Source organism: Bradyrhizobium sp. INPA03-11B (assembly GCF_040446015.1).
GTDB classification, from domain to species: domain Bacteria; phylum Pseudomonadota; class Alphaproteobacteria; order Rhizobiales; family Xanthobacteraceae; genus Bradyrhizobium; species Bradyrhizobium macuxiense_A.
This window is the reverse complement of the sequence record NZ_JASGSR010000082.1, coordinates 1-26497: the sequence shown is the minus strand read 5'-3', so window position 1 is coordinate 26497 and position 26497 is coordinate 1. Positions and strand designations below refer to the sequence as shown.

The 26497-nt window shown below is 65.1% G+C and carries 19 protein-coding genes; 6 read left to right on the top strand and 13 right to left on the bottom strand.

Annotated features, from left to right (window positions below):
- Nucleotides 1-90: 90 nt before the first annotated feature.
- Nucleotides 91-1473 (bottom strand): ethanolamine ammonia-lyase subunit EutB, encoded by a 1383-nt coding sequence (eutB, locus tag QMZ05_RS28185; RefSeq protein WP_353703729.1) that lies wholly within the window; start codon nucleotides 1471-1473, stop codon nucleotides 91-93.
- A 346-nt stretch (nucleotides 1474-1819) separates the two neighbouring features.
- Between eutB and QMZ05_RS28180 the strand changes: the two genes are divergently transcribed.
- On the top strand, nucleotides 1820-3526 hold the full coding sequence (locus QMZ05_RS28180; RefSeq protein ID WP_353703728.1) for a HAMP domain-containing methyl-accepting chemotaxis protein: 1707 nt from the start codon (nucleotides 1820-1822) through the stop codon (nucleotides 3524-3526).
- A 654-nt stretch (nucleotides 3527-4180) separates the two neighbouring features.
- Nucleotides 4181-5686 (top strand): sensor domain-containing diguanylate cyclase, encoded by a 1506-nt coding sequence (locus QMZ05_RS28175; RefSeq protein WP_353703727.1) that lies wholly within the window; start codon nucleotides 4181-4183, stop codon nucleotides 5684-5686.
- 22 nt (nucleotides 5687-5708) lie between these two features.
- On the opposite strand, the gene QMZ05_RS28170 is transcribed toward QMZ05_RS28175, so the two are convergent.
- From QMZ05_RS28170 to QMZ05_RS28120, 11 genes are all read right to left on the bottom strand, one after another.
- Nucleotides 5709-6587, bottom strand: coding sequence for a transglutaminase family protein (locus QMZ05_RS28170; protein WP_353703726.1), 879 nt, complete (start codon nucleotides 6585-6587; stop codon nucleotides 5709-5711).
- On the bottom strand, nucleotides 6584-9118 hold the full coding sequence (locus tag QMZ05_RS28165) for a circularly permuted type 2 ATP-grasp protein (protein WP_353703725.1): 2535 nt from the start codon (nucleotides 9116-9118) through the stop codon (nucleotides 6584-6586). Before QMZ05_RS28165 ends, QMZ05_RS28170 begins: the two co-directional genes overlap by 4 nt.
- A gap of 53 nt (nucleotides 9119-9171) precedes the next feature.
- Nucleotides 9172-12432, bottom strand: coding sequence for a transglutaminase family protein (locus QMZ05_RS28160; protein ID WP_353703724.1), 3261 nt, complete (start codon nucleotides 12430-12432; stop codon nucleotides 9172-9174).
- Between the two features lie 186 nt (nucleotides 12433-12618).
- Entirely contained in the window at nucleotides 12619-13122 is a 504-nt protein-coding gene (locus tag QMZ05_RS28155; RefSeq protein ID WP_353703723.1) for a GDSL-type esterase/lipase family protein, read from the bottom strand.
- A gap of 216 nt (nucleotides 13123-13338) precedes the next feature.
- On the bottom strand, nucleotides 13339-14862 hold the full coding sequence (locus QMZ05_RS28150) for an altronate dehydratase family protein (RefSeq protein WP_353703722.1): 1524 nt from the start codon (nucleotides 14860-14862) through the stop codon (nucleotides 13339-13341).
- Between the two features lie 186 nt (nucleotides 14863-15048).
- Nucleotides 15049-15825 (bottom strand): aldolase/citrate lyase family protein, encoded by a 777-nt coding sequence (locus tag QMZ05_RS28145; protein WP_353703721.1) that lies wholly within the window; start codon nucleotides 15823-15825, stop codon nucleotides 15049-15051.
- A 37-nt stretch (nucleotides 15826-15862) separates the two neighbouring features.
- Entirely contained in the window at nucleotides 15863-16948 is a 1086-nt protein-coding gene (locus QMZ05_RS28140; protein WP_353703720.1) for a malate/lactate/ureidoglycolate dehydrogenase, read from the bottom strand.
- A 36-nt stretch (nucleotides 16949-16984) separates the two neighbouring features.
- A complete protein-coding gene (locus tag QMZ05_RS28135) occupies nucleotides 16985-17713 on the bottom strand; it encodes an ABC transporter ATP-binding protein (protein WP_353703719.1) in 729 nt (242 codons plus the stop codon).
- Nucleotides 17713-19485 (bottom strand): branched-chain amino acid ABC transporter ATP-binding protein/permease, encoded by a 1773-nt coding sequence (locus tag QMZ05_RS28130; protein ID WP_353703718.1) that lies wholly within the window; start codon nucleotides 19483-19485, stop codon nucleotides 17713-17715. The genes QMZ05_RS28135 and QMZ05_RS28130 overlap by 1 nt, the downstream gene beginning before the upstream one ends.
- The gene (locus QMZ05_RS28125) at nucleotides 19482-20354 is read right to left on the bottom strand and encodes a branched-chain amino acid ABC transporter permease (RefSeq protein WP_050406735.1); all 873 of its coding nucleotides are present in this window, start codon (nucleotides 20352-20354) and stop codon (nucleotides 19482-19484) included. The genes QMZ05_RS28130 and QMZ05_RS28125 overlap by 4 nt, the downstream gene beginning before the upstream one ends.
- Before the next feature lie 280 nt (nucleotides 20355-20634).
- The gene (locus QMZ05_RS28120) at nucleotides 20635-21780 is read right to left on the bottom strand and encodes an ABC transporter substrate-binding protein (protein ID WP_353703717.1); all 1146 of its coding nucleotides are present in this window, start codon (nucleotides 21778-21780) and stop codon (nucleotides 20635-20637) included.
- A 245-nt stretch (nucleotides 21781-22025) separates the two neighbouring features.
- Here QMZ05_RS28120 and QMZ05_RS28115 point away from each other — a divergent pair, with 245 nt between their 5' ends.
- Complete coding sequence (locus tag QMZ05_RS28115) at nucleotides 22026-23063, top strand: GntR family transcriptional regulator (protein WP_353703716.1); 1038 nt, start codon at nucleotides 22026-22028, stop codon at nucleotides 23061-23063.
- A gap of 2 nt (nucleotides 23064-23065) precedes the next feature.
- On the opposite strand, the gene hpaR is transcribed toward QMZ05_RS28115, so the two are convergent.
- Entirely contained in the window at nucleotides 23066-23605 is a 540-nt protein-coding gene (hpaR, locus tag QMZ05_RS28110; RefSeq protein WP_353703715.1) for a homoprotocatechuate degradation operon regulator HpaR, read from the bottom strand.
- A gap of 111 nt (nucleotides 23606-23716) precedes the next feature.
- Here hpaR and hpaH point away from each other — a divergent pair, with 111 nt between their 5' ends.
- From hpaH to hpaE, 3 genes are read left to right on the top strand one after another with little or no spacing between them, the layout of a single operon-like run.
- Nucleotides 23717-24523 carry a 2-oxo-hept-4-ene-1,7-dioate hydratase gene (gene hpaH / locus QMZ05_RS28105; protein ID WP_353703714.1) on the top strand — a complete coding sequence of 269 codons (807 nt, stop codon included), beginning with the start codon at nucleotides 23717-23719 and terminating at the stop codon, nucleotides 24521-24523.
- 21 nt (nucleotides 24524-24544) lie between these two features.
- Nucleotides 24545-24943 (top strand): 5-carboxymethyl-2-hydroxymuconate Delta-isomerase, encoded by a 399-nt coding sequence (locus QMZ05_RS28100; protein ID WP_353703713.1) that lies wholly within the window; start codon nucleotides 24545-24547, stop codon nucleotides 24941-24943.
- The gene (hpaE, locus tag QMZ05_RS28095; RefSeq protein WP_353703712.1) at nucleotides 24936-26480 is read left to right on the top strand and encodes a 5-carboxymethyl-2-hydroxymuconate semialdehyde dehydrogenase; all 1545 of its coding nucleotides are present in this window, start codon (nucleotides 24936-24938) and stop codon (nucleotides 26478-26480) included. Before QMZ05_RS28100 ends, hpaE begins: the two co-directional genes overlap by 8 nt.
- Nucleotides 26481-26497: the final 17 nt, after the last annotated feature.

The window sequence follows — 26497 nt, the reverse complement described above, 5'->3', positions numbered from 1 at the left end:
CGGAACGCTGGGCCAGAAATTCTTCAACATTGTGGCACTACCCAACGTCACAACGCCGAGATAGTTGCTCTGCAGAATTCTGCTATCCCGTCAGGTCAGGAGCCTGGCAGCGAGGTCGGGCAGACGTCCCGCATCGGCAACGAGGCGGAAGTCCTGCCCGGCGAGGCCTGCGCGCAACAGCCAGTCGTCGAATTCGGGCGCCCGCTTCAGGCCGAACAGGTCGCGGACATAGAGCGCATCGTGAAACGATGTCGACTGATAGTTCAGCATCACGTCATCGGCGCCCGGCACGCCCATGATGAAATTCACGCCGGCGGCCGCAAGCAGCGTCAGGAGGTTGTCCATGTCGTCCTGGTCGGCTTCGGCATGGTTGGTGTAGCACACGTCGATCCCGAGCGGCAGGCCGAGCAGCTTGCCGCAAAAATGATCCTCGAGCCCGGCGCGGATGATTTCCTTGCCGTCATAGAGGTATTCGGGACCGATGAAGCCGACCACGCTGTTGACGAGCAGCGGATCGAACGCGCGTGCCACCGCATAGGCCCGCGCCTCGCAGGTCTGCTGGTCGACCTGGTGATGGGCATTGGCCGACAGTGCCGAGCCCTGCCCGGTCTCGAAATACATCACATTGTCACCGACCGTGCCGCGCCGGAGCGACAGCCCGGCTTCGCGCGCCTCCCGCAGCAGCGACAGGTCGACGCCGAAGCTGCGGTTGGCCGCCTCGGTGCCGGCGATCGACTGGAACACGAGGTCGACCGGCACACCCTGCCCGATCAGTCCGAGCGTGGTCGTGACGTGGGTGAGCACGCAGCCCTGCGTCGGAATCGCGAGCCGCGTGATGACATCGTCCAGCAGCCGCAGCAGGGTGCCGATGACGTTCGGATCGTCGCTCGCCGGATTGATGCCGATGCAGGCATCGCCGGATCCGAGCAATAGCCCGTCCAGGATCGAGGCGGTGATGCCTTTGGCATCGTCGAAAGGATGGTTCGGCTGCAGCCGCGTGCTCATGCGCCCGCGCAGGCCGACGGTGTTGCGGAAGCGGGTGATCACCTCGCACTTCTTCGCGACCAGGATCAGATCCTGGTTGCGCATCAGCTTCGACACCGCGGCCACCATCTCCGGCGTGATGCCGCGCGAAATCTTCCTGATCGTATCCGTGGTGGCGGCATCCGACAGCAGCCAGTCGCGGAAACCGCCGACGGTGAGCGACGACACCGGCAGGAAGCCGGCGACGTCGTGGCTGTCGAGGATCAGGCGCGTGACTTCGTCGTCCTCGTAGGGGATGACAGGCTCATCGAGGAATTGCTTGAGCGGAACGTTGGCGAGCGCAAGCCTTGCGGCGATCATCTCCGCGGCGCTGTCGGCCGCGATGCCGGCCAGCCGATCGCCCGAGCGCGGCGGCGAGGCCTTGGCAAGCAGGATGCGCAGATCGTCGAATGCGTAATTGGTGGCGTCGATGGTGTGACGATAGAGCATGGGGAGTCGCGTGGGGCTGGGGCAGCGTAACCTAGCACCTCTTTGCGAAAGTCGTGCCATCAGCTTCGCTGCTGCGCGCCCGCGGATGTTGATGAGTGATGATGATGGCGGCGCGTCATTCAACACGGCGGCCGGCCGCTGGAACCCGGCGGACGCAGAGGCCCTGATAAGACATTGGGATTATTTGAGGATTTTAGCGGTTGCAGCCGCCCCAGGCTCGTCCGTTAAGAAATTATCCATGAAGATTTTGCATAAGCTTTAATCGGCCGAAGGTGCTCCCCGGCCTCTTGGAGTGCCCTCAATGCCCACCCCCACCACATCCCCCATCTCCATGTCCCGGCCTCCAATGGCGTCCCGATTCTCGCTTGCTGCCAGGCTGTACTCGACGTTTGCGCTGATTGCGGCGCTGACCGCGGCCATCACCGTCCTGTCCGACTACAGCGCGCGGCGCAACGCCGAGCTGACCGCGGCCGTCGACCTCGCGAGCCGCGCCGCGCTCAACGTCGAGCGGGTCAACTCGCTGGTCTATGCCGTGGTGATGGAATCCCGCGGCATTTACATGTCGACCGACCCGGCCGCGGTGAAGAAGTACGGCGACGGACTGCTGGCGTTCAACGAGCGCATCCGCGGCGTGGTCAAGAACTGGGAAACCCTGGTGCAGGCCGACGACGCCAACGAATTCGCGGTGTTCAAGAAGCGCATCGAGCAGTTCATCGAGTTCCGCAAGGAGCTGGTTCGGCGCGGCATCGAGATCGGCGCGGCAGCCGGCCGTGAGTGGGGCGACAACGACGCCAACCGCGACGTGCGTACCGCACTGAACAAGGACCTCGAGGCGCTGTCCAAGGTCTATGCCGAGCGCAGCAAGAAGCTGGCACAACAGACCGACACCAATCGTGAGCTGGCGCTGTTGCTGACCGGGCTCGGCGCCGCCGCCCTGATCGTGGTGGTGCTCGGGGTCTTGATCATCGCCCGCTCGGTGGCGCGGCCGCTGTCACAGATCACCACGACCATCAAACACGTCGCCGAAGGCGCCGACCATGTCGACGTGCCGCATGTCGATCGCGGCGACGAGATCGGCGCACTGGCGCGCGCCATCAAGGTGTTCCAGGAGGCGATGGATCGCAATCGCAGCCTGAACGCGCAAGTCGTGCGGGACTCCGAGGCCCGCGACGCCCGCGGCCGCCATATCGAGAGCTTCGTCGAGACGTTCCGCGGCACGATCGGTGAGGTGCTGCGCGCCGTGCACGACAACGCTGCGACGATGCGTCAAACCGCGCAGACCATCGCGACCGTCGCGTCCGACGCCAACGGCAGGGCTGTTGCGGCAGCAGGCGCGACCGAACAGGCCTCGAGCAACGTCTCCGCGGTGGCGGGTGCGGCCGAAGAGCTCTCCGCCTCGGTCGAGGAGATCGGCCGCCAGGTCAAGCAGTCCTCCGGCGCGGTCGATCAGGCCGGTGTGCGCACCGACCGGTCGATCACCGAGATCGAGAGCCTTGCCGCCACCACGCAGCGCATCGACGGCGTGTTGAGCTTGATCCAGGCGATCGCCGAGCAGACCAATTTGCTCGCGCTCAACGCCACCATCGAAGCCGCCCGCGCCGGCGATGCCGGCCGCGGCTTCGCGGTCGTTGCGCACGAGGTCAAGGCGCTGGCCGGACAGACCGCGAAAGCAACCGCCGAGATCAGCGAGAATGTCGGCCTCATCCAGGCCTCGACACGCAACTCGGTGGCCGCCGTGCGCGAGATCGGCCAGGCGGTGCGCGAGATCAGCAACGTCACCGCCAACATCGCCAGCGCGATCGGCCAGCAGGACGCGGCCACGCGCGAAATCTCCGCCAACGCGCAGATGGCCGCCCAGGGCAACGAAACCCTGGTGACGAATGTCGGCTCGCTCCGCGACGACATGGACCAGACCAGCAAGGCTGCGGAATCGGTGCTCGCGGCATCGAACGATCTGACCGCGACCGCCGAGACGCTGTCGCGCGAGGTCGAACAGTTCTTCCGCAATCTGCGCAGCGACGCCGCCGAGGACTTGCGGCGGACCGGGACCTAAGCCCCGCCGCACCTAGCTCACGGCTCCGGTCGCGAGGTTTGCCGAGCGAGGCAGACCCGACTAGTGTGTCACGGACCGCGCAATGGCGCGCAGGCCCGAATTATTTTGACGTCTCCATGAAGTCATGACGCTGCGCACGTCGCAGCCGATTTCTGCACAAGGGGGTCGAAATGCGTTGTGTTCGCCTTATTCAGCTTGTTGCCGCGTCCCTGACCATCGTCATTGTTATTCCACCCGATGCGGACGCCAGCGACACGCGACCGTTGCGGATGCGACAATCGTATCGAGCATCTGGAAACGCCGCCCCGGCCTTTCAGAACGCGATTCCCGCGGGGCGTCGGAACGCCGTCGGACAGGACGTCCACTGGATGACGACGATCGTAACGGCGGGCGACAAGCGTGGGACGCCGACGTTACCCCTGACCAACCATCACGATACGAGCGGCTGGTCGATACCCCATTGAGATTCCTCCGGTAACGGCTCGCGTGCGCGAGCCGGCGATGCGCAGCCGGCTGCCCGACCGGGCTCCCGCCGCAGTTAACGACCGCCTAACCCGCTTACCCAAATTGCGCGCGGTTCGCGTCGGCTTTTTCAATTTGATGACCCTATAGAAATGGCCGAAGCGCGGGGGCGCGGGGTAGTGGAAGCGAGCGATGAAGAACGGGCTGTTGCCAAGGCCGAAGGCGGTGCCGACCAAACGGCTCCTTGCGCTCGGGATCGGCCTCGTCTTGTGCTTTTCGGCGATCTGCGCGTCCATTCTCTGGGAGATGGCCGGCAAGGACTATCAGCATGCCAAGGAAGGCGCGACCAACCTCGTCGCCTCCATCGCAAGCGAGATCGACCGCAACATCGAACTCTATGATCTCTCGCTGCAAGCCGTCGCTGACGGCGTCAAGCTGCCGGAGCTCGGCAAAATCAGCCCGGAGCTTCGCCAGGTCGTGCTGTTCGACCGCGCCGCCACCGCCAAGGACCTCGGCTCGATCCTCGTGCTGAATACGGCGGGAGACGTCACGCTCGATTCCCGGACATTGACGCCCCGTACCGCAAACTACGCCGACCGCGACTTCTTCCAGGTGCATCGGACGCGAGCGAACAGCGGATTGTTCATCAGCACGCCCTGGGTTACGCCAGACGGCGAATATCTGGTCAGCCTGAGCCGCCGCATCAGCAATGACGACGGATCGTTTGCCGGCGTGGTCGCGGGCAGCATGCGGCTCAGCTATTTCCACAATCTGTTTCGCAAGCTGAACTTCGGCTTCGGCGACAGCATGGCGCTGTTCGACACCAACGGCGTCATGCTGATGCGAGCGCCGTTCGACATCGGCAAGATCGGGCAGAGCATCAGGGACTCACAGGTCTTCAAGCAGTATCCGGCACGGCAATCCGGCTTCTACACGACGAAATCGATCGTCGATCACGTCAGCCGGCTCTATGTTTTCCAGGCGGTCGGACACCATCCCCTGATCATCGCCGAAGGTCTCGCGCTCGACGGCATCTATGCCGACTGGTGGCAGCAGGTCTGGCTGATCGGCAGCGTGGTGGCAGCGCTCTGCGGCTTCTCGATCGTCCTGATGTTCTATTTGCTCGCCGCCCTCAAACGGCGCGCCGCCGCCGAAGGCCGGCTCGCGCACCTCGCAAGCACGGATGCGCTGACCGGGCTCGCCAACCGCCGCCGTCTCGACGATACCCTTGAGGCCGAGTGGCGTCGCGGCATGCGCGCCAAGGCGCCGGTGTCGCTGCTGATGATCGACGTCGATCATTTCAAGGCCTTCAACGACACCTACGGGCACCAGGCCGGTGACGCCGTGCTCGCTACCGTAGGACGGTGCATCGCAGCCAGCACCAAGCGCGCAACGGATCTCGGGGCGCGCTATGGCGGCGAGGAATTTTCGGTGCTGCTGCCCGGCATCGGCAAGGCGGGCGCATTGGAGGTTGCCGAACGCATTCGCGAGAAGCTGACGACCGAGCGCGCGTCCCAAAATGAGTTGCCGACCGTCAGCATCGGATTGGCCTGCCTCGTCCCGGATCACGAGCGCACCTCGCGCGATCTGCTCAAGGCGGCGGACCTGGCGCTGTATCAAGCCAAGCATGAAGGCCGCGACCGCGTCATCGTCAGCCCGATCGGGTGGGACAAATCGGGCAAGCGGCACGCGGCCTGATCGAGGTCTCGCCTCTCTCCACTCACTCCACCGGCAGCACGTCGACCGCGACGGCGAGCTTCTGCTTGCGCGCGCCGACGATGACGCCGTCGACCGGCGAGACGTCGGCGAAGTCGCGGCCGATGGCGAGAATGATGTGATCGTTGGCGACCATGAGATCGTTGGTCGGATCGAACCCGACCCAGCCGAGTTCGCTGCCGCACCAGACCGAAACCCAGGCGTGGGTTGCGTCGGCGCCCTGCAGCCGCGGCTGGCCCGGCGGCGGAATGGTGCGCAGATAACCGCTGACATAGGCGGCGGGTAAACCGAGCCCGCGCAGCCCGGCGATCATCACATGGGCAAAATCCTGGCAGACGCCGTGGCGCTTCTCGAACACGTCGCGAAGCGGCGTCGAGATCACGGTCGCCTTGGGATCGTATTTGAAGTCGCTGCGGATGCGGCGCATCAGATCGGCCGCACCGGCAAGGATGCCGCCATCAGGCGAAAAGCTCGCGGAAGCGTAGGCCGTCACCGGCCGCAGCACCGGCACCAGCGCACTGGCAAAGACATAGCCGACCGGCGAGGCCGCATCGAGGCTCAGCGCCTCGAACGCACGGTCGCGTACGCTCTCCCAGGGTGGGCTGACGGCGTTACGCGCCGGCGGCTGCCGCGCTACGGAGACCCGCGAGCGGGAATCGATGCGAAGGCTGCGATGCGCGCTCTCGATCAGGACACTCTCGGTCAGCGTGCCGAAGAAATCGCGCCGCGCGGTGCGCTCCGTGGGCCTCGGGCGGATCTCGACCGAATGGGAGATCAGTTCCTGCCCGTCGCCGCTGATCGGCTCCAACCGCAGCGAGCAGCGGGCGAAGCTGACCTGGGTCTCGTAGCTGTAGGTCGTGACGTGACGGATGTCGTAGATCACGCCAGCCCCGTGAGCTTCTCCGGCCGGCTGGCATTCGGTCCGTGCGGGAAATAATGCAGCCCGACCGCATCGGCGAGGTTGAGCAGGTCTTGCTCCAGCGCGAACAGCGTCTTGACGTCGAGACTCGAGGCTTCGGCCGTCGTCAACATCGCCTCGACCGCGACCGCGAGCCGCTGCGGCCGCTCGATCAGGCCGTGCTCCTTCAGGCTCGGCAGCGCGGCGATGTGCTCGTTCAGCGCCGCGACCTGGAATGCGACCGAGCGCGGATTGTAGGGATCGAGCACTGCGAGATCGCGCACCGGGGTCAGCAGCGGCTGCACCAGATAGCGCGAGCGATAGGTGATCTGGCAGTCGACCAGCGTGAGCAGGACATCGAGATCCTCGTCGCCGGCTTCGTCATAGGCGAACTGGCGGGCAAAGCGCGTGGTGTTGATGGCGCGCTCGGCGCGGCGGCCCATCTCGAGGAAGCGCCAGCCGGCGGCACGGTTCATGTTCTCCTGCGCGAGGCCGGCAAAGCTTGCGAGCTCTTGCAAGGTGAGCTCGGCGGCGCTGACGACGCCGTCATCGTCATGAACCTCGATCGCGAGGCGGTCGGCCATTTCGGTGATGACCTGCCAGGCGTCCGGCGACAGCCGCTCGCGCAGCGACGTCGCCGTACGCTGCGCCGATCGCACCAGCGACAGCGCCGAACCGAACTTCTCCTCGCTCTGCAGCGCTTCAAGCGCGACCTTGGCAGGATTGGCGCGCGCCGTCTGCGAGGCCGCGCCCCAGGTCACCAGCAAGCGCTGGATGCGCTCGGCCGAATGCATCGCGGGCGCGTTGCCGTTCGCATTGGCCCGCGCCGGATCGCGCAGCGGCGTGCACAGCGCGCGGATCAGGCGAATGGTGGCCTCGGCGCGCTCGAGATAGCGGCCGAGCCAGAACAGATTGTCGGCGGCGCGGCTCGGCAGCACACCGGCGATGCGCCGGATGCGCACCGTGTCGACCGCCGGCAGCAAGGTCGAGGTCGCGACTGCCTTGTCGGACACCACCCAGACGTCGGCGGACACCGCGCCATCGCCCATCGACACCGCGCGGGCATCGGCCCGATCGGCGATCCGGCAGAAGCCGCCGGGCAGCACGGTCCAGCCGTTCGGCGTCGCCGCCGCGAACACCCGCAGCACGAACGGACGCGGCGCGATGCGGCCGTTCTCCCACACCGGCGTGGTCGAGAGCCGGACGAGCTCCTGTCCGACATAATCGATGCCGCGATGGCTGATCGCGTCCTTCAGGCGGTCGCGGTCCGCCGCCGAGAGCTCACCCGGCAGCACCGGCCCGTTGCCGGGAAAATCCGCAACGCCGCGGCCATAGGCGCCTTCGATCGCAAATTCATCGAGCCGCGACAGCACCTGCTCGCGGGCGGATTTCTGGCCGCACCACCAGGTGGCGATATGCGGCATCATCAGGTCTTCGGAGAGCAAGCGCCGGCACAGATTGGGCAGGAAGCCGAGCAGCGCCCTCGCCTCCATCACGCCCGAGCCCGGCATGTTGGCGACCACGACGCCGCCCTTGCGCAGCACCTCGACCAGACCGGGCACGCCGAGATAGGACGACGCATCGAGCTCGAGCGGATCGAGCATGTTGGAATCGACCCGGCGCAGCAGCACGTCGAGCCGCTTCAAGCCGGCGACGGTGCGGATATGGATGCGGTCGCCGGAGACAGCGAGATCATCGCCCTCGACCAGCAGGAAGCCGAGATAGCGCGCCAGCGTAGCGTGCTCGAAATAGGTCTCGCTGAACGCGCCGGGCGTCAGCAGGCCGATCCGCGGCTCATCGCGATCGGCGCTGGCGCGAAGCGAATCGCGGAACCCTTCAAAGAACGGCGCGACGCGCTCGACATTCATCGACTTGTAGAGATTGGAAAAGGCGCGCGACAGCACGAGGCGGTTTTCCAGCGCGTAGCCTGCACCCGACGGCGCCTGCGTGCGGTCGCCGAGCACCCACCAGCGGCCGTCGGGCCCGCGGCCGATGTCGGCGGCATAGAGATGCAGATAGCGGCCGCCCGGCGGCTTAATGCCGCTGACCGCGCGCAGATATTCGCTGCTGCCGGCGATCGCCGCCGCAGGGATCGCGCCGTCAGCGACGAGACGGCCGTCGCCGTAGAGATCGGCCAGCACCATTTCCAGAAGCTGCGCGCGCTGCGCGACGCCGGCGGCGAGCTGGCGCCAGTCGGCGGCGTCGATGATCAGCGGCAGATGGCTGAGCGGCCAGATCCGGTCCGAGGTATCGCCGGGGGCGCGATAGGTGACACCGGCCTCACGCAGATGACGGTCTGCCGAGGCAAAGCGGCGCTCGATATCGGCCGGCGACAACGCGGCAAACGCGTCGAAGAAACGAGCCCAGGCCGGCCGCGGCGCGCCGTTCTCGGCGATGTATTCATCTGGAATACCGGGAAGCCGGACATAGTCGCGGGTCCATTGCGCCATCCGGCGCTGGCCGGGACGAACCCTGCTCTCCTGACTGCTGCCGCCTTGGCCACCCGACACGGTCATTCCACTTCCCTTGCGTCCCAGAGAATGATCCGATTTCGCTGGAAACGCTCCAATTAGTGCAGGAGCGGCGTCCGCAAGTCGAGGGTCAAGGGAAACTCAATTGTGCGTTCCTCCGGCGGCGGCTCGATCTTGCCGGGGGTATGACCGTGCTCCTGGAAGCGCGCCAGCCGCCGCGCCTCGGCCTCGTAGGAATTGACCGGCTTGGTCTCGTAGCTGCGGCCGCCGGGATGGGCGACATGATAGACGCAGCCGCCGAGCGAGCGGCCGTTCCAGGTGTCGATCAGGTCGAACGTCAACGGTGCGTGCACCGGAATGGTCGGATGCAGGCCGGAGGCCGGCTGCCAGGCCTTGAAACGGACGCCGGCGACCGCCTCGCCGGCACGGCCGGTCTCGGTCATCGGCATCCGCCGGCCGTTGCAGGTGATGACGTGGCGGCCCTCGACGAATCCGGTCGCTTTCACCTGCAACCGCTCGACCGACGAATCGACGTAGCGCACGGTGCCGCCCGAGGTGCCCTCCTCGCCCAGCACATGCCAGGGCTCCAGCGCCTGGCGCAGTTCGAGGCCGACGCCGCCATGATGGACGCGGCCGAAGGCGGGGAAGCGGAATTCGAGCTGGGCCTGATACCATTCGGGCTCGACGTCGTAGCCGGATTGCTTGAGCTCGGCGAGCACGCCCAGAAAATCCTCCCAGAGGAAATGCGGCAGCATGAAGCGGTCATGCAGCGCGGTGCCCCAGCGCACGAACTTTCCTTGCTGCGGCTCGCGCCACAGCTTGGCAATCAGCGCGCGGATCAACAGCTGCTGCGCCAGCGACATTCGTGGATCAGGCGGCATTTCGAGCGCGCGGAATTCGACCAGGCCAAGCCGGCCGGTCGGACCATCGGGTGAATAGAGCTTGTCGATGCAGATCTCGGCGCGATGGGTGTTGCCGGTGATGTCGACCAGGATGTGCCGGAACAGCCGATCGACCAGCCACAATGGCGCATCCATGCCCGCTGGCGGCACATGCGACAGCGCGATCTCCAGTTCATAAAGTCCATCATGCCGCGCTTCGTCGATGCGCGGTGCCTGGCTGGTCGGACCGATGAACATGCCGGAGAACAGATAGGACAGCGACGGATGCCGCTGCCAGTACAGCACGAGGCTCTTCAGCAGATCGGGCCGTCGCAGGAACGGTGAATCCTCCGGCTTGCTGCCGCCGACCACAATGTGGTTGCCGCCGCCGGTTCCGGTGTGACGCCCGTCGATCAGGAAGCGGTTGGCCCCTAACCGCGTCTTCGCGGAGTCCTCATAGAGGCCGAGCGTGATGTCGACGGCCTCGCGCCAGCTCTGCGCCGGCTGCACGTTGATCTCGATCACGCCGGGATCGGGCGTCACCTTGATCACCTCGACGCGCGGATCGAACGGCGGCGAATAGCCTTCGACATGCACCGCGAGCTGCGTTTCCTCGGCGGTCGCCTCGATTGCCGTGATCAGTTCGAGATAGTCGTCGACCTTCTCGACCGGCGGCATGAAGACGCAGAGCACACTGTCGCGGACTTCGATCACCATTGCGGTGCGCACCGGCAGCGGCTCGGGGATGTCCTTCAGCGCCTGCTTCAGCTCCGCGTCGGCAAGCGCCTCGCGCGGCGCCATCGGATCCTGCTCGACGATGTAAGGATAGTCCTCCGGCGGGACATGTTCGAGCGAGCCGATCGGCAGCCGCAGGCCGAGCGGGGAATCGCCGGGTGAAGCGAACAGATGGCTGCGGCGGATCTTCCAGTGCTCGCTGCGCCAGCGCGCAGGGATTTTGTCGGCAAGTGGCGTCCAGCGCTGGATCGGCAGCACAAAGCCCTTCGGCGTCGTCAGTCCCTCGTCGAACACCCGCGCCAGGCGCGCGCGCTCTTCGGCATCCGTCAGCTTGGAGTTGTCGGGCGTGACGTTGGCCGGCAGCCCGGCTTCACGCTGCAGCCAGAACGCCGGGTCTTCATAAGCCGGCATGACATAGTCGGCGCCGAGTCCGAGCTTCCTCGCGGTGCCGACGGCAAAGCGCTCGGCATCGGCAACCTCGGCCTTGCGCGGATTCTCGATCGACGCGACCAGATCAGCATTCTTCCAGATCGGCTTGCCGTCCTTGCGCCAGTAGAGGCCGAACGCCCAGCGCGGCAGGCTCTCGCCGGGATACCATTTGCCCTGGCCGTAATGCAGCAACCCGCCGGGCGCGAACCGCGTGCGCAGCTTGCGGATCAATTCGTCGGCGAGTGCGCGCTTGGTCGGACCGACCGCGGCGACATTCCACTCCGGCGATTCCAGATCGTCGACCGAAACGAACGTCGGCTCGCCGCCCATGGTGAGCCGCACGTCGCCCTTCACCAAGTCGGCATCGATCTGCTCGCCGAGCCGGTCGAGCCGCGCCCAGGATGCATCCGAAAACGGTCTCGTGATCCGCGGCGCCTCGCGGATCCGCTTGACGCTCATCTCGAAGCCGAACTCGACATTGGCGGCGCCGGCGGTCCCGGTCACCGGCGCGGCCGAGCGGTAGTGCGGCGTGGCGCAGACCGGAATGTGCCCCTCGCCGGTCAGCATGCCGGAGGTGACGTCGAAGCCGATCCAGCCTGCGCCCGGCAGATAGACCTCGGCCCAGGCGTGCAGGTCGGTGAAATCGTTCTCGACCTCGCGCGGTCCCTCGAGCGGATCGATATCGGGCCTCAGCTGAATGAGGTATCCGGAGACGAAGCGCGCGGCGAGCCCGAGATGCCGCAGCGTCTGGATCAAAAGCCACGCCGAGTCGCGGCACGAGCCGGAGCAAGCGGCGAGCGTCTCCTCCGGCGTCTGGATGCCGGCCTCCATGCGGATCACGTAGCTGATCTTCCTTTGCAGCTGCGCGTTCAGTTCGACCAGGAAATTGATGGTGCTGTCGGCCCGGCGCGGAATGTCCTTCAGGTAGGCCGCGAGCAACGGCCCGGGCTCCTCGGTCTCGAGATAGGGCGCGAGCTCGGTCTTGAGATCGCCGGGATATGCGAATGGAAAACTGTTGGCATAGGGCTCGACGAAGAAGTCGAACGGGTTAACCACCGTCATCGCAGCCGTGAAGTCGACCTCGACCTTGAGCTCGGTCGCCTTCTCCGGAAACACGTAGCGCGCCAGCCAGTTGCCCTGCGGGTCCTGCTGCCAGTTCACGAAATGATTTGATGGCGTGACCTTGAGCGAATAGCTCAGGATCGGCGTGCGGGTGTGCGGCGCGGGCCTGAGCCGAATGGTCTGGGGCCCGAGATCGATCGGCCGGTCGTATTTGTAGTGCGTGACGTGATGCAGTGCGACGAAGATCGACACGGACCAAGGACTCCAGCAGCTTTTTTGAGCAGAACACTGGTTCCGGTATGGATCAAGCACTAACAACGGGCAGCAATTGCCCAAGCAGCGAGCGAAGCCACAGCCCGGATGCAGCGAACCGCAATCCGGGGAGCTTATCCGCGGTGAGAGTCCCGGATTGCGCTGCGCTCCATCCGGGCTACGGGACTAACGGCCGATCGCGCCGGATACCTGCGAGGCAAGCTGCTCGGCGAGCATATGATAGCCCTCGGGGGTCAGATGCACGCCATCGGGCTGATGCGGAAGTCCGTGCAACATGCCGTTGGCAAGCATGATCACCGTAATGCCGCGGGCGCTGAGGCGGCTCTGAATATCCGCAGTCCGGTCAGGGCTGCCCTTGCGCCGATCGTTGCCGCCCGGCTGCAAGATGACCGCGCGGGTCCCGTTCGGGACGGCCCGGTCCAGCCGCTGCAGCATCCCTTCGGTGGTGTCGCCATTGATGCCGGCGTTGACGATACGGACGTTCAATCCCTTGGCCCGCAAGATCGCCTCGAGCTGCGCGGGATAGGCCTGGTTGCGCGCCACGCCCTTCCCGTAGGTGTTGCTCGCGCCAAGCGCCACGATGGTTGCGGCGTCAGCCGAGCCGACACCGAGGGTCAAAGCGGTGAGAAAAGCGAGGCATCCAAAGATTCTGAACCGACCCGCGCGCATGTTTGCTCCCCCAACCGTAGCCCAGATGGAGCGTAGCGCAATCTGGGAAGCCGTATCCATGGAATTCGTCGTCCCTGCGAAAGCAGGGACCCATACCGCGTGATCTATCGATTCGAGGCGGTGGCGGACACCTTTCACAAAACCACGGCCGGTGGTTATGGGTCCCTGCGTTCGCAGGGACGACAGCGGAGTGTAAGGTTAGGTGGTGGTCCTAAACTACATCGTCGCGCCCAAGACCCACGGCGCGAACTCGGCGCCGCCGAAATCAAAACTCTCGCTCTTGGTCGGCTGGCCCGAGGCGGTCTTGAGGATGAGGTCGAAGATGCGCTGGCCGCATTCCTGCACGCTCTCCTCGCCGTCGAGGATGGTGCCGCAATTGACGTCCATGTCGTCTTCCATCCGCTTGTACATCGGCGTGTTGGTCGCGAGCTTGATCGATGGCGCCGGCTTGCAGCCGAACACGCTGCCGCGGCCGGTGGTGAAGCAGACGAGGTTGGCGCCGCCGGCGACCTGCCCGGTCGCGGCGACCGGGTCGTAGCCGGGCGTGTCCATGAATACAAAGCCCTTCTTGGTAACGGGCTCGGCGTAGCGCAGCACGTCGACGAGGTTGGTGCTGCCGGCCTTGGCCATCGCGCCGAGCGACTTCTCAAGGATCGTCGTAAGACCGCCGGCCTTGTTGCCCGGGCTCGGATTGGCATTCATCTCGGCGCCCTCGCGCTGGGTGTATTCCTCCCACCAGCGCATCAGGCCGACCAGCTTCTCGCCGACCTCGCGGCTGACGGCGCGGCGGGTCAACAGATGCTCGGCGCCGTAGGTCTCCGGCGTCTCCGACAGGATCACCGTGCCGCCGTGACGGACCAGCAGGTCGCTCGCAGCGCCAAGCGCCGGATTGGCCGACACGCCGGAATAGCCGTCCGAGCCGCCGCATTGCAGCGCCACGGTGAGCTCGCTTGCCGGCACCGCCTCGCGCTTGACCTTGTTGGCATCAGCGAGCGCTTCCTTGACGAAGGCAACGCCGGCTTCCACGGTCTTGCGCGTGCCGCCGACCTCCTGGATATCCATCGCGCGCAAGCGGCCGGCGAGTTTCTGCTCCTGCATCAGGCCGCCGATCTGGTTCACCTCGCAGCCGAGGCCGAGCACGATGACGTTGGAGAAATTGACGTGCCGCGCATAGCCGCCGAGCGTGCGGCGGAGCAGCGCCAGCGGCTCGTCCTGGGTCATGCCGCAGCCGGTCTTGTGGGTCAGCGCGACGACGCCGTCGACATTCGGGTAATCGGCCAGCGGGTTGTCGCCGGTGAACGGGTTCTTCTTGAACATGTCGGCGACGATGCCCGCAACATGGGCGCTGCAATTCACCGAGGTGAGGATGCCGATATAGTTGCGCGTCGCGACGCGGCCGTCGGCGCGGCGAATGCCCTCGAAGGTCGCCGGCAGATCGAAGTTCGGCACCGGCTTGACGTCGACGCCATAGGCATAGTCCTTGGCGAAATCGCCCATGCCGCAGTTCTGGGTGTGCACATGCTGGCCCGGTGCGATCGGCTGCGTCGCAAAGCCGATGATCTGGCCGTAGCGCCTGATCGGCTCGCCTTGCGCAATCGGCCTGATCGCGACCTTGTGGCCGGCCGGAATCCGATCGACCGTGGTGACGCCCTCGGTCACCTCAAGCCCCGGCGGCAGGCTCGCGCGCGCGATCAAAACGCTGTCGTCGGCGTGCAGGCGGATCACTTGTGCCGAGGCCATGAGAGTTCTCCTTGGTGTTTTCTTCACCTCTCCCCGTCCTTCACGGGGAGAGGTCGAATTCTCGCACAGCGAGAATTCGGGTGAGGGGCGAGGCACAGTGCCAACTTCGACAAAGGTGCTCGCCGGATAGAGGCCCCTCACCCCAACCCTCTCCCCGTAAGAACGGGGAGAGGGAGAGGGTCATGCTTACGCCTTGCCGCCGGACTTCTCGCGGGTCTGGTTGACCTGCATCTTGGCGTAGACCTGCATCAGGCCGACTTCGTTCGACAGTGTCACGAGCTTGAAGCCCATGTTGATCGCGCGCACCGCGCCTTCTGCGCCCGAGCAGTGGATGCCCGGGTTGAGACCGCGCTTGCCGCATTCCTTGATGATCTTCTCGTAGATCTTGAGGATCTCCGGCTCGTCGCGATCGAGCTTCGGCACCAGGCCATAGGAGAAGCCGAGATCGGACGGGCCGATATAGACGCCGTCGATGCCTTCGACATCGAGGATCGCTTCCATGTTCTCGACCGCGGTCTTGGTCTCCATCATCGGCAGCAGCACGATTTCGTCGTTGGCAGTTTGCTGATAGGTGCCGGCCGAGCCGTACATGCCGGCGCGGATCGGACCGTTGGAGCGCACGCCCTTCGGCGGATACTTCGCGTAGGAGACGAGGTTCTTGGCTTCCTGCGGCGTGTTGACCATCGGGCAGATCACGCCATAGGCGCCGCCGTCGAGCACCTTGCCGATGATGCCGGGCTCATTCCAGGGCACGCGAACCATCGGCGTGACCGGATGGGCATGCATCGACTGGAAGCATTGCACCATCGAGAGATAATCCTGCACGCCATGCTGCATGTCGACGGTGACGCTGTCGAAGCCGCATTGCGCGATCACTTCGGCCGAAAACCCGGAGGGGATCGCGAGCCACGCGTTCACCACCGCCTTGCCCGATGCCCAGACTTGCTTGACCTTGTTTGCCATTGATCGCGTTTCCTTTTGTGTTTTTGGGGGGCTGACCTCAGCTGGTCGCCCGCTGGATCGAGACTTCGCTGACGCCGACTTCGCGCGCGGTATTCACTATCGCCGCCCAGGTGTCGTCAGGCAAGGGGATGCCGTTCCTGGTGCGATCGGCGCGGGTTTTGCGCTCGGGATCGCCCGGAACCAGCACGGAATCCGTGCCCGCGATCGGCTTGGTGGCGCGGATGAAATCGGTGTAGCGGGTAATTTCGCCGTCGAAGAAATTGCTGGTGTCGATCACCTTGGGATCGATGTAGAACGCCATCATGCCGTTGGCGAAGCGACGGTCCGACGACGTCGCGCCGGTGCCGGTCAGCGCGCCGCCGAGCAGCTCGCAGATGAAAGCGAGGCCTGAGCCCTTGTGATCGCCGAAGGCGCGGATCGCGCCGGTTCCCTTGGTGTGGTCGCGCGGCCCGTCGGGCGTGTACGGACCGTACAGCACATGCGGATCCTCGCTCAGCGTGCCGTCGGCATCGACGAGCGCGCCGATCGGCAGCCTCTTGCCGCCGCGGCTCGCGACCAGGCACTTGCCCTCGGCGACAACCGAGGTCGCGAAATCCAGCACGATCGGATCCTGCCCCTGACGAGGAATGCCTACGCAATAGGGCGCGGTCGACAGCCGCTTCTCGACGCCGCCGTAAGGCGCGACCAGCAGCGAGCCCGCTGCGGTCACGAAATGAATTGAAACAAGACCTTCTGCGGCGGCCATTTCGGCCCAGTCGCCGACGCGGCCGAGATGGCCGGAGTTGCGCAGCGCGACCGCGGCGAGCCCCGCCTTCTTGCACTTCTCGATGCCGAGCCTGACTGCGATCGGCGTGACGGTCTGGCCATAGCCGAACTTGCCGTCGACCACCGCGAGCGACGGCGTATCGACCACGACCTCGGGGGTCTGGTTCGGCACGATCGAACCCATCTTCTTCCACCTGACATAAACAGGCACACGGATCACGCCGTGGCTGTCATGCCCGGTGAGATTTGCGGTCGTGAGGTAGGTCGCGATGCGCTTCGCCTCTTCCGGAGACGACTCCGAATGCGAAAACACCTCGGACACGAAGTTGATGAGATTATCGACCTTGATGGTGACCATGAAAAACTAGCTCGCTCGATGAGGCACAGTGCGTTCTTAGGCGTGGGTCTTGGCGTGGCCGCCGAGATAGGCCGCGGCGATCGCTTCATTGCCCCACAATTCGTCGGGCTTGCCTCCGAGCACGATCCGCCCGGTTTCGAGAACAAAACCGTGATCGGCGACCGATAGTCCCATGCGCGCATTTTGCTCGACGAGCAAGACCGTGGTGTCCTTCCTGATCTGCGAAATGATCCGGAACACCGCCTGCACGATCACAGGTGCGAGACCGAGCGACGGCTCGTCGAGCAGCAGCAGCCGCGGCTTGGCCATCAGGCCGCGCGCGACGGCAACCATCTGCAGCTGGCCGCCCGAGAGCGTCCAGCCGAGCGCATTGGAGAAGGCGCGAATATCCGGAAACAAATCGAACACCGCATCGGCCTCGCGCGAAATCTGCGACGCCGACACCTTGCGGTTCGACGCACCGAGCATGATGTTCTCTTTCACGGTGAGACCGGGAAACACGCGGCGGCCTTCCGGCACATGCGAGATGCCGAGCCGCACGATCGCTTCCGGCCCAAGGCCCGCGATCGAGTGACCGTCAAACAGGATGTCGCCGGAAGCCGGCTTGGCGAGACCGGAGATCGCGCGCAGCGTGGTCGACTTGCCGGCGCCATTGGCGCCGAGCAGCGTGACCACCTGCCCCTGCTCCACGGCGATGGTGACGCCGCGCAGCGCTTCGATCTCGCCGTAGCGGACCACGAGATTGCGGATTTCGAGCAGCGGCATCATTCGCTCCCGAGATAGGCGGAGACGACGTCGGGATGGCGCAGCACCGCCATCGACTCGCCGTCCGCGATGCGGCGTCCGAAGTTCAGCACGGTGATGTGCTGGGCGGCTTCCGAGACCAGCGTCATGTCGTGATCGATGATCAGGATGGTGAGGCCCTGGGCTGCTATGCGTTTGAGCAGCTCATGCAGCTCGAGCTTCTCGGTCGAGTTGAGGCCGGCGGCCGGCTCGTCGAGCAGCAGCAGCGTCGGGTTCGACGCCAGCGCGCGCGCGATCTCGATCAGGCGCTGGTGGCCGTAGGAGAAGCTCGAGATCAGCTCGTTGGCGCGGCTGCCGAGGCCGACGAAGGTCAGCGCCTCCATCGCCCGCTCGGTCAGCGCGTCGTCGCCCTTCCCGATCATGGTGTTGCCGGGACGCTCGGCGCCGATCTCGACATTCTCCAGCGCCGTCATCGAGCGGAACAGGCGGATGTTCTGGAAGGTGCGTCCGAGACCCGCGGCGGTGCGCTGATGCGGCGCCATGTTGGTGATGTCGGTGCCGTCGAGCACGATCCTGCCCGATGTGGCCTTGTAGAGGCCGGACAGCACGTTGAGCGTCGTGGTCTTGCCGGAGCCGTTGGGGCCGATCAGCGCATGCACGCCGCCGCGCTTCACCGCGATGTCGACGCCATCGACCGCCTTGAGGCCGCCGAAATGCTTCGAAAGCCCGGTGACTTCGAGCACGATGTCACCGCCAGTCGTCGCGGGCCTGAGCTGGAGCGCTCCGGCAACAGGCGGCGCCTTGGTGTGCGCACGCCAGCGCGTGAACGCATCCGACACGAAGCCCCAGATGCCGTCAGGCATGAAGCGGATGATCAGGATCACCGACAGGCCGTAGATCGCGAGGTAAAGCCCGGGCACGCTCTTCAGGAAGCGCAGCCATTCCGGGATCAGGATCAACAGCCCGGTGCCGATTACCGAGCCGACCGGCGAGGCCACGCCGCCGAGCAGCGACATGGTCAGGAACTGGATCGACTCCGCGAACGAGAACTGGTCCGGGCTGACATAGGCGAAGCCGCCGGCGAACAGGCCGCCCGCGAGACCGCCGAGCACCGCGCACACCGCGAAGGCGGAGACCTTGGTGCGGAACACGTCGATGCCGTTGACACCCGCCGCGAGCTCATTGTCGCGCACCGCGCGCATGGCGCGGCCGAGCTTGGTGTCAGGCAGATGCCAGACCAGATAGCCGACGATTGCGAGCATCGCGACGCAGAAGGCCAGATAGCTCTGCGAGGACTGGAACAGCTCGGGCCGGCGAATGTTGGCGACGCCGTCCGGTCCGTGGGTCACGCCGACCGCGTTGATCATCACCAGGGTCACGATCTGCTGGAACGAGATCGTCACCATCGCAAGGTAGTGCCCGCCGAGCCGCAGCGTCGACATGCCGAGGAATGCACCGGCAACCAGCGTGATCGCGCAGGCGCCGACCAGGCAGAGCCAGAAGTTCAGATGCAGGTCGGCGGTCCCGAGGCCGACGGCATAAGCGCCGAAGCCGAAGAACGCGGCCTGCGCCAGGTTGATCTGGCCGCACAGGCCGAGCACGACCGAAAGCCCGAACACCGCGATCGAGAAGGTCGTGGCCTGCAGCAGGATGTTGAGGATGTAGCCGTCGAACTGCATGCCGGCGGCGAGCGCCACCAGCACCGCAGCGCCGATGAAATACGGCAGATGACGGATGATCAGCGGTTTCGAGCGCACGGCCGGCGCCGGAATCATGTTGTCGCTGGCGCTCATGCTTTCTCCGCGACACGTTCGCCGAAGATGCCCTGCGGGCGGAACACCAGGAAGGCGATCAGCACCAGGAAGGCAAAGCCATCCTTGTACGGCACCGAGATATAGGCGGCACCGAACGTCTCGATGACGCCGAGCGCGAGGCCGCCGACGATGGCGCCGGCGACATCGCCGAAGCCGCCGATGATGGTCGCGGCGAACGCCTTCAGCGCAATGGTCGAGCCCATCTGGATCGAGACGAACAGCACCGGCGCCACGAGGATGCCGGCGAGGCCGCCGAGCACGGCCGAATAGATGAAGGTGATCATGATCATGGTGGAGACGGAAATACCGAGCAGCGAGGCCATTTCCTTGTCCTGCGAGGTCGCCTGCAGCTTCTTGCCGAGCAGCGTCTTCTCGAAGAACCAGAAATTGAACAGCACCAGCAGGATGGTGACGCCGATGATCAACAGATACTGGCTGTCGAGATAGACCGGGCCGAGCTGGATGCCGGGCGTATCGAACCAGCCCTGCAGCACTTGCGGCTGCGGACCGTAGATCGCGAGCACCGAGTTCGACAGCAGGATGGAGGCGCCGATGGTGGCGATGATGACCGGCAGATAGGTGCGGTGGCGCAGCGGATAGTAGACGCCGAGATTGAAGATGACGCCGAGCAGCGCCATGCCGGCGAGCGCAATCACAAAGGACAGCCAGTAAGGCAGGCCGAGCTCGACGCAGACCACCATCAGATAGGCGGCCACCATCGAGAACTCGCCTTGCGCGAAGTTCACCACATTGGTGGCGCGGAAGATCAGCACGAAACCGAGCGCGACCAGCGCGTAGACCGCGCCGATGCCGATGCCGGTGAACAGCAGTTGTAGAACCAGATCCATGACAGCGCTCATTGAGAGGCGAAGCGAACATCCCGGCACTAGCCGGATCGGAGTGATTGTCGTTCGGGAGGTGGCAGGGCTCTCTCCCCCACGCAACCGGGGTCTACCCCGGTTGCGCATCGTAAATTTGGGCAAGTCGGGCAGGCCCGACTTGCGTCGGGGGAGAGTTGGAGAGAGGGGTAAGCCACGAATTCCGCCCGAGCGGCTTACCCCTCTCCCTAACCCTCCCCCGCAAGGGGGGAGGGAACCCATCCATTCGTGCCTCCCTGACCCGCTCGGATCAATCGTTGAAGTCGATGTGCTTGTCGTAGACGATCTTGCCCTTGTCGTTCTTCACGACGTTATAGCCGTGCAGACCGTCGCCGTTCTTGTCGAAATTGTATTCGCCTTCGGCACCGGCGAATTTCTGCGTCGCCAGGATGGCGTCGCGGATCTTGTTCGGATCGGTCGACCCGGCCTTGTTGATCGCCGCCGACAAAATGGTGATCGCGTCATACGGCCAGGCGCTCTGGTTGTCGGGCGCGGTCTTGTAGGCATCGCGATACGCTTTGCCGAACGACTTCGCAGCATCGCTCGAATCTTCGGCAAAGTCGGCGACACCGTAGGTACCGAACAGCGCGGGGCCGGCGAGCTTGGTCGAGGAGACCGCCACCACCGAGGGCGAGCCGACCCAGGGGATGTTGACGCCGAGCTGGCGGAGCTGCCGGGCAAAGATGCCAAGGTCGTTTTCGAAGGTGAAGTAGGTGCCGAGCACGTCGGCGCCGGACTGCTTCACGGCCAGCACGACCGGGGTGAAGTCCTGGCTCTGGTTGGCGTAACCCTGGTCGAGCACCGGCGGCGCGCCGAGCTTGGTCAGCGCCTCGGAGAGCGCCTTGCCGCCGGCGGTGCCGAAGGCGTCGGTGGAATGCACGATCGCCCATTTCTTCTTGCCGAGCGTGTTGACGCCGAAATCGGCGATCACGCGGCCGGAATAATTGTCGTTGGGGCGGAAGCGGAACAGCCACGGATTGCCGGAATGGGTGAGATCGGGATTGGTGCCGCCGATCATCACGGGCTTGCCGACCTTGATCACGTCGGGCGCCATCGCCTGCACCTGGGTCGAGCGGATCGACCCGAGGAAGGCAACGATGTCGGATTGCGCAGCGAGCTTGGAGAACGCCAGCACGATGCCCGGATTGGTGGTCTGGTCGTCCTCGATGACAAGCTCGACCTGCTTGCCGAGCACGCCGCCGGCCTTGTTGACCGCAGCCAGCGCCAGCTTGGCGCCGTTCTGGGCCCACAGGCCCTGCTCTGCTGCCGGCCCGGTCACCGGCACGCACATGCCGATCTTGATGGTCGCCCCCTGCGCCCAGGCGCTGCGCATCAGCGCAGGAGCAGCGAGACCTGCCGCCAAGCCGGCGGAAAACTCACGCCTCGTCAGTTTCATTCAATCCTCCCTGTCATCCGCCGAACTTGATGTCGGCTGCGTTGCGACGAGCTGACGCGTCGATCTGTTGCCCAATCCGCAGCCATCAACGGCGCGACGAACAAACGTGAACGCCGCTGCAGGGCACAAGACGCGCAACAGCGGCCATCAATCTGGCGTTTGCCGTAGCTAAACATGATTGCACATTGCACGCAATAGCCAAAAGTTCGCTGGTAACGGTGCGTAAATGCCTGCTAGGAGCAGCCATGACGCGATCACGTGATAATGTGACCGGCGGGCAGCCATCGATGTCGATTCCAAGAGCGAAATCGCAGACCAGACGGAAACAACCGGCCTATGCGCTGATCAAGAGCGCATTGGCAAAGCACATCCGGGCCGGTGACGTGCCTCCTGGCACGGTGCTCTCCGAATCGGCGATCGCGACCTTGTTCGGCTCCAGCCGCTCTCCGGTGCGACAGGCCTTCGAACAGCTGGAGCACGTCGGCCTGGTGCGCCGGTTCGACGGCCGCGGCGTCATCGCCGGCAAGCGCAAGGTCGAGCCACGGCGCGTCCCGATCACACCTGAGATGTTCGGGTTGACCGACGGCCCCGTCGACGCGGTGCGCAGCGATGCCTGGGACGCGCTCTATTACAAGCTCGAGCGAGAAATCATCTACCGGTCACTGTTCGGACGCTTCCGCGTCAGCGAGCTGGCGCTGGCGCGGCATTTCCGCGTCGGACGCACGGTGGCGCGCAATCTGCTGCTCCGCGCGCAGGCAATCGGAATCCTGGAGAAAGGCGCCAAGGCGCATTGGTACGTGGTGCCGCTGGATGAGGATCGCCTCCGCGACATCTTCGAGGTCCGCGCAACGCTCGAGCCGCTGCTGCTCAAATCCGCGACGGCGAAGATTCCCACCGCACTGCTTGACCGAATGGCGGAGCGGCTGCGCGAGGGGATTCAATTCCGCAGCCGCGTCGGCGTCGGCGAGCTCGACGAGATCGAGGGCGACCTGCATATCCGATGCCTGGGCTACGGCGCCAATCGCGAGATGGTCGAAGCGCTCAAGCGCACCCACTGCGCCTTCGTGATCGGCAAGCACATTCAGGTGGCGCTGACCGCGCCGCAGATCGATTCCTTCATGGACGAGCATCTGGTGATCATCGAAGCCTTGCGTGCGCGCGACGGCGATGCGGCGGCCGAGATATTGCGCCGGCACATCGAGTGGTCCCACTCGAAGGTTGCGGGCTGGATCGCCGAATTCCGCGCCATCAACGTGATCTCGCGCGTGCCCTACATGGTCTGACGCTACTCGTCAGCCTCGACTTCAGCTTCCTCGGCCGAGCCCATTCCGGCGAGGCTCGCCTCCAGCACACCCAACATTTCGTGCAACTCGGCAAGCTTGCGCGCGCCATATCGTCGGGTGATTTCGGCGTAGATCGCCTCCGACGTCGGGGCCACCGCCTCGATCAGCTTCAAGCCCTTGGCGGAGATCGAAACCACCGCACGCCGCGCGTCGTTCTCCGCTGCCTTGCGCTCGATCAATCCACGGCCCTCGAGATCGCGCAGGATGCGTGACAGGCTCGGGCCGAGCAGGAACGCCACGCGAGCGAGCTCGGTGACCTCGATCTCGTCCACCGCGGTCAGCGCACGCAATATCCGCCACTGCTGCTCGGTCAGCCCATGACTGCGCAGCGACGGACGGAATTGCCGCATCACCGCTTCGCGGGCACGCAGCAGCGACATCGGCAGCGAGCGCGAGAATTCGCGCATCGGGCCACGTCGCGACGACGCCGCATCGTCAGCCTGCCCCGCCCCTGTCTCGTCCGACGATTTCTTGCGCGCCATGACCTAATCCGCCGCCGCAAACTTTTGCGCTGCAACATGCATTGATTCAGTTTGCGGAAAATCACTTAACATGTTAATCATCTCCCGACATCCACTTTTTGTGTAGCACGCATGGCCCTCTCCAAGGACGATATCCGCGCTGCCGCCGAGCGGCTCGACAATGCGGAAAAGACCCGCAAACAAATCCGCCAGCTGTCGCTGGAATACCCCCGCATCACCCTCGAAGACGCCTACGCGATTCAGAAGGCCTGGGTCGAGATGAAGGTGGCGCAGGGGCGCGTCGTCAAGGGCCACAAGATCGGCCTGACCTCGAAGGCGATGCAGAGCGCACTCAACATCGACGAGCCCGATTCCGGGATCCTGCTCGACGACATGTTCTTTGCCGATGGCGGCCTGGTGCCGAGCGATCGCTTCATCGCGACTCGCGTCGAGGCCGAGCTTGCCTTCGTGATGAAACATCGCCTGGAAGGGCCGAACTGCACGCTGTTCGACGTCCTCAACGCCACCGACTTCGTGGTACCGGCGCTGGAGATCCTGGATACGCGGGTCGAGCGCGTCGACCCCGAGACCAAGGCGACGCGCAAGATCTTCGACACCATCGCCGACAACGCCGCCAATGCCGGCATCGTGCTCGGCGGCCGGCCGATCCGCCCGCTGGAGGCCGATCTGCGCTGGATCGGCGCGCTCTGCTTCAGAAATGGCCAGCTCGAGGAAACCGGCCTCGCTGCCGGCGTGTTGAATCATCCGGCGACCGCGGTGGCGTGGCTCGCCAACAAGATCGCGCCGAACGGACTGGCGCTGGAGGCTGGACAAATCGTGCTGGCGGGCTCGTTCATCCGCCCGATCGAGACCCGCAAGGGCGACACCATCCAGGCCGACTACGGACCGTACGGTTCCGTGAGCTGCTACTTCGCCTGACGCACTCAGCAGGAGCGCTGCATGCCGCATTTCACGATTGAATACTCCGCCAATCTCGACGGTCTCGTCGACATGGGCGCGACTGTCGAACTGGTCCGCAAGGCTGCGGTCGAGACCGGCATCTTCCCGCTCGGCGGCATCCGTGTCCGCGCCATCAGATGCGAGCATTACGCGATCGCCGACGGCCGCAGGACTTACGGCTTTCTCGACATGGTGCTGCGGCTCGGCGAAGGCCGCGACCTCGCCACCCGCAAGCAGGCCGGCGAGCACATTTTCAAGGCGCTATCGGCCCATCTCGATCCGGTATTCGCCAACAGCAAGTTCGCTCTGTCGTTCGACATGCAGATCAACGACAAGGAAACCAGCTGGAAACGCAACAACATCCACGACGCACTGAAGGTGGAGACGGTCAATGGATAAAGCGACAGCGAAATCGTCAGCCGACGTATTCCAGGCCAACCGCGATCGCGCCGGCCCCCTGCTCGCGAAGTTGAAAGCAGACGGCATCGGCAATGTGATCGACGGCAAGGTCGTGCCGGCCGCTTCAGGCCAGACCTTCGAGACCAAATCGCCTGTTGACGGCACGGTGCTGGCGACGGTCGCCCGCGGCAATGCCGAGGATATCGACCGCGCCGCAACGGCTGCAGCCAAGGCTTTCAAGGCCTGGCGCGACGTGCCGGCGGCGCAGCGGCGCAAGCTGCTGCATCGTGTGGCCGACGCGATCGAGGAGCGCGCCGACGACATCGCCGTGCTCGAATGCATCGACACCGGCCAGGCGCACCGCTTCATGGCCAAGGCCGCGATCCGCGCCGCGGAGAATTTCCGCTTCTTCGCCGACAAATGCGGCGAGGCGCGCGACGGCCTCAACACGCCTTCGGACGAGCACTGGAACATCTCGACCCGCGTGCCGATCGGCCCGGTCGGCGTGATCACGCCGTGGAACACGCCGTTCATGCTGTCGACCTGGAAGATCGCGCCGGCGCTCGCGGCCGGCTGCACCGTGGTGCACAAGCCTGCGGAATGGTCGCCGGTGACCGCCGACATGCTGGTCAAGCTCGCCAAGCAGGCCGGGCTTCCCGACGGCGTGCTGAACACCGTGCACGGATTCGGTGAGGAGGCCGGCAAGGCGCTGACCGAGCACCCCGCCATCAAGGCGATCGGCTTTGTCGGCGAGAGCTCGACCGGGTCGGCAATCATGGCGCAGGGCGCACCCACCCTGAAGCGGGTGCATTTCGAGCTCGGCGGCAAGAACCCGGTGATCGTGTTCGACGACGCCGATCTCGACCGCGCGCTCGATGCCGTCGTGTTCATGATCTACTCGCTCAATGGCGAACGCTGCACGTCGTCGAGCCGGCTGCTCGTTCAAGAGAGCATTGCCGGCAAGTTCGTCGAGAAGCTGACCGCACGCGTCAAGGCGCTCAGGGTCGGTCACCCCCTCGATCCCGCGACCGAAATCGGGCCGCTGATCCATGAGCGGCATCTCGCCAAGGTCTGCAGCTATTTCGACGTCGCCAGGAAGGACGGAGCCACGATCGCGGTCGGCGGCAAGCCGCATGACGGTCCCGGCGGCGGCCACTATGTGCAGCCGACGCTGGTCACCGGCGCCAACGCGAACATGCGCGTCGCACAGGAAGAGGTGTTCGGCCCGTTCCTGACCGTGATCCCGTTCAAGGACGAGCAAGAGGCAATCGAGATCGCCAATGGCGTGCAATACGGCCTGACCGGCTATGTCTGGACCGGCGACATGGGCCGCGCGCTGCGCGTCGCCGATGCACTGGAAGCCGGCATGATCTGGCTCAACTCGGAAAATGTCCGCCATCTGCCGACCCCGTTCGGCGGCATGAAGTCGTCAGGCATCGGCCGCGACGGCGGCGACTACTCGTTCGACTTCTACATGGAAACCAAACACGTCTCGCTCGCACGCGGGACGCACAAGATTCAAAAACTGGGAATTTAGCCAGCACTGTCATTGCG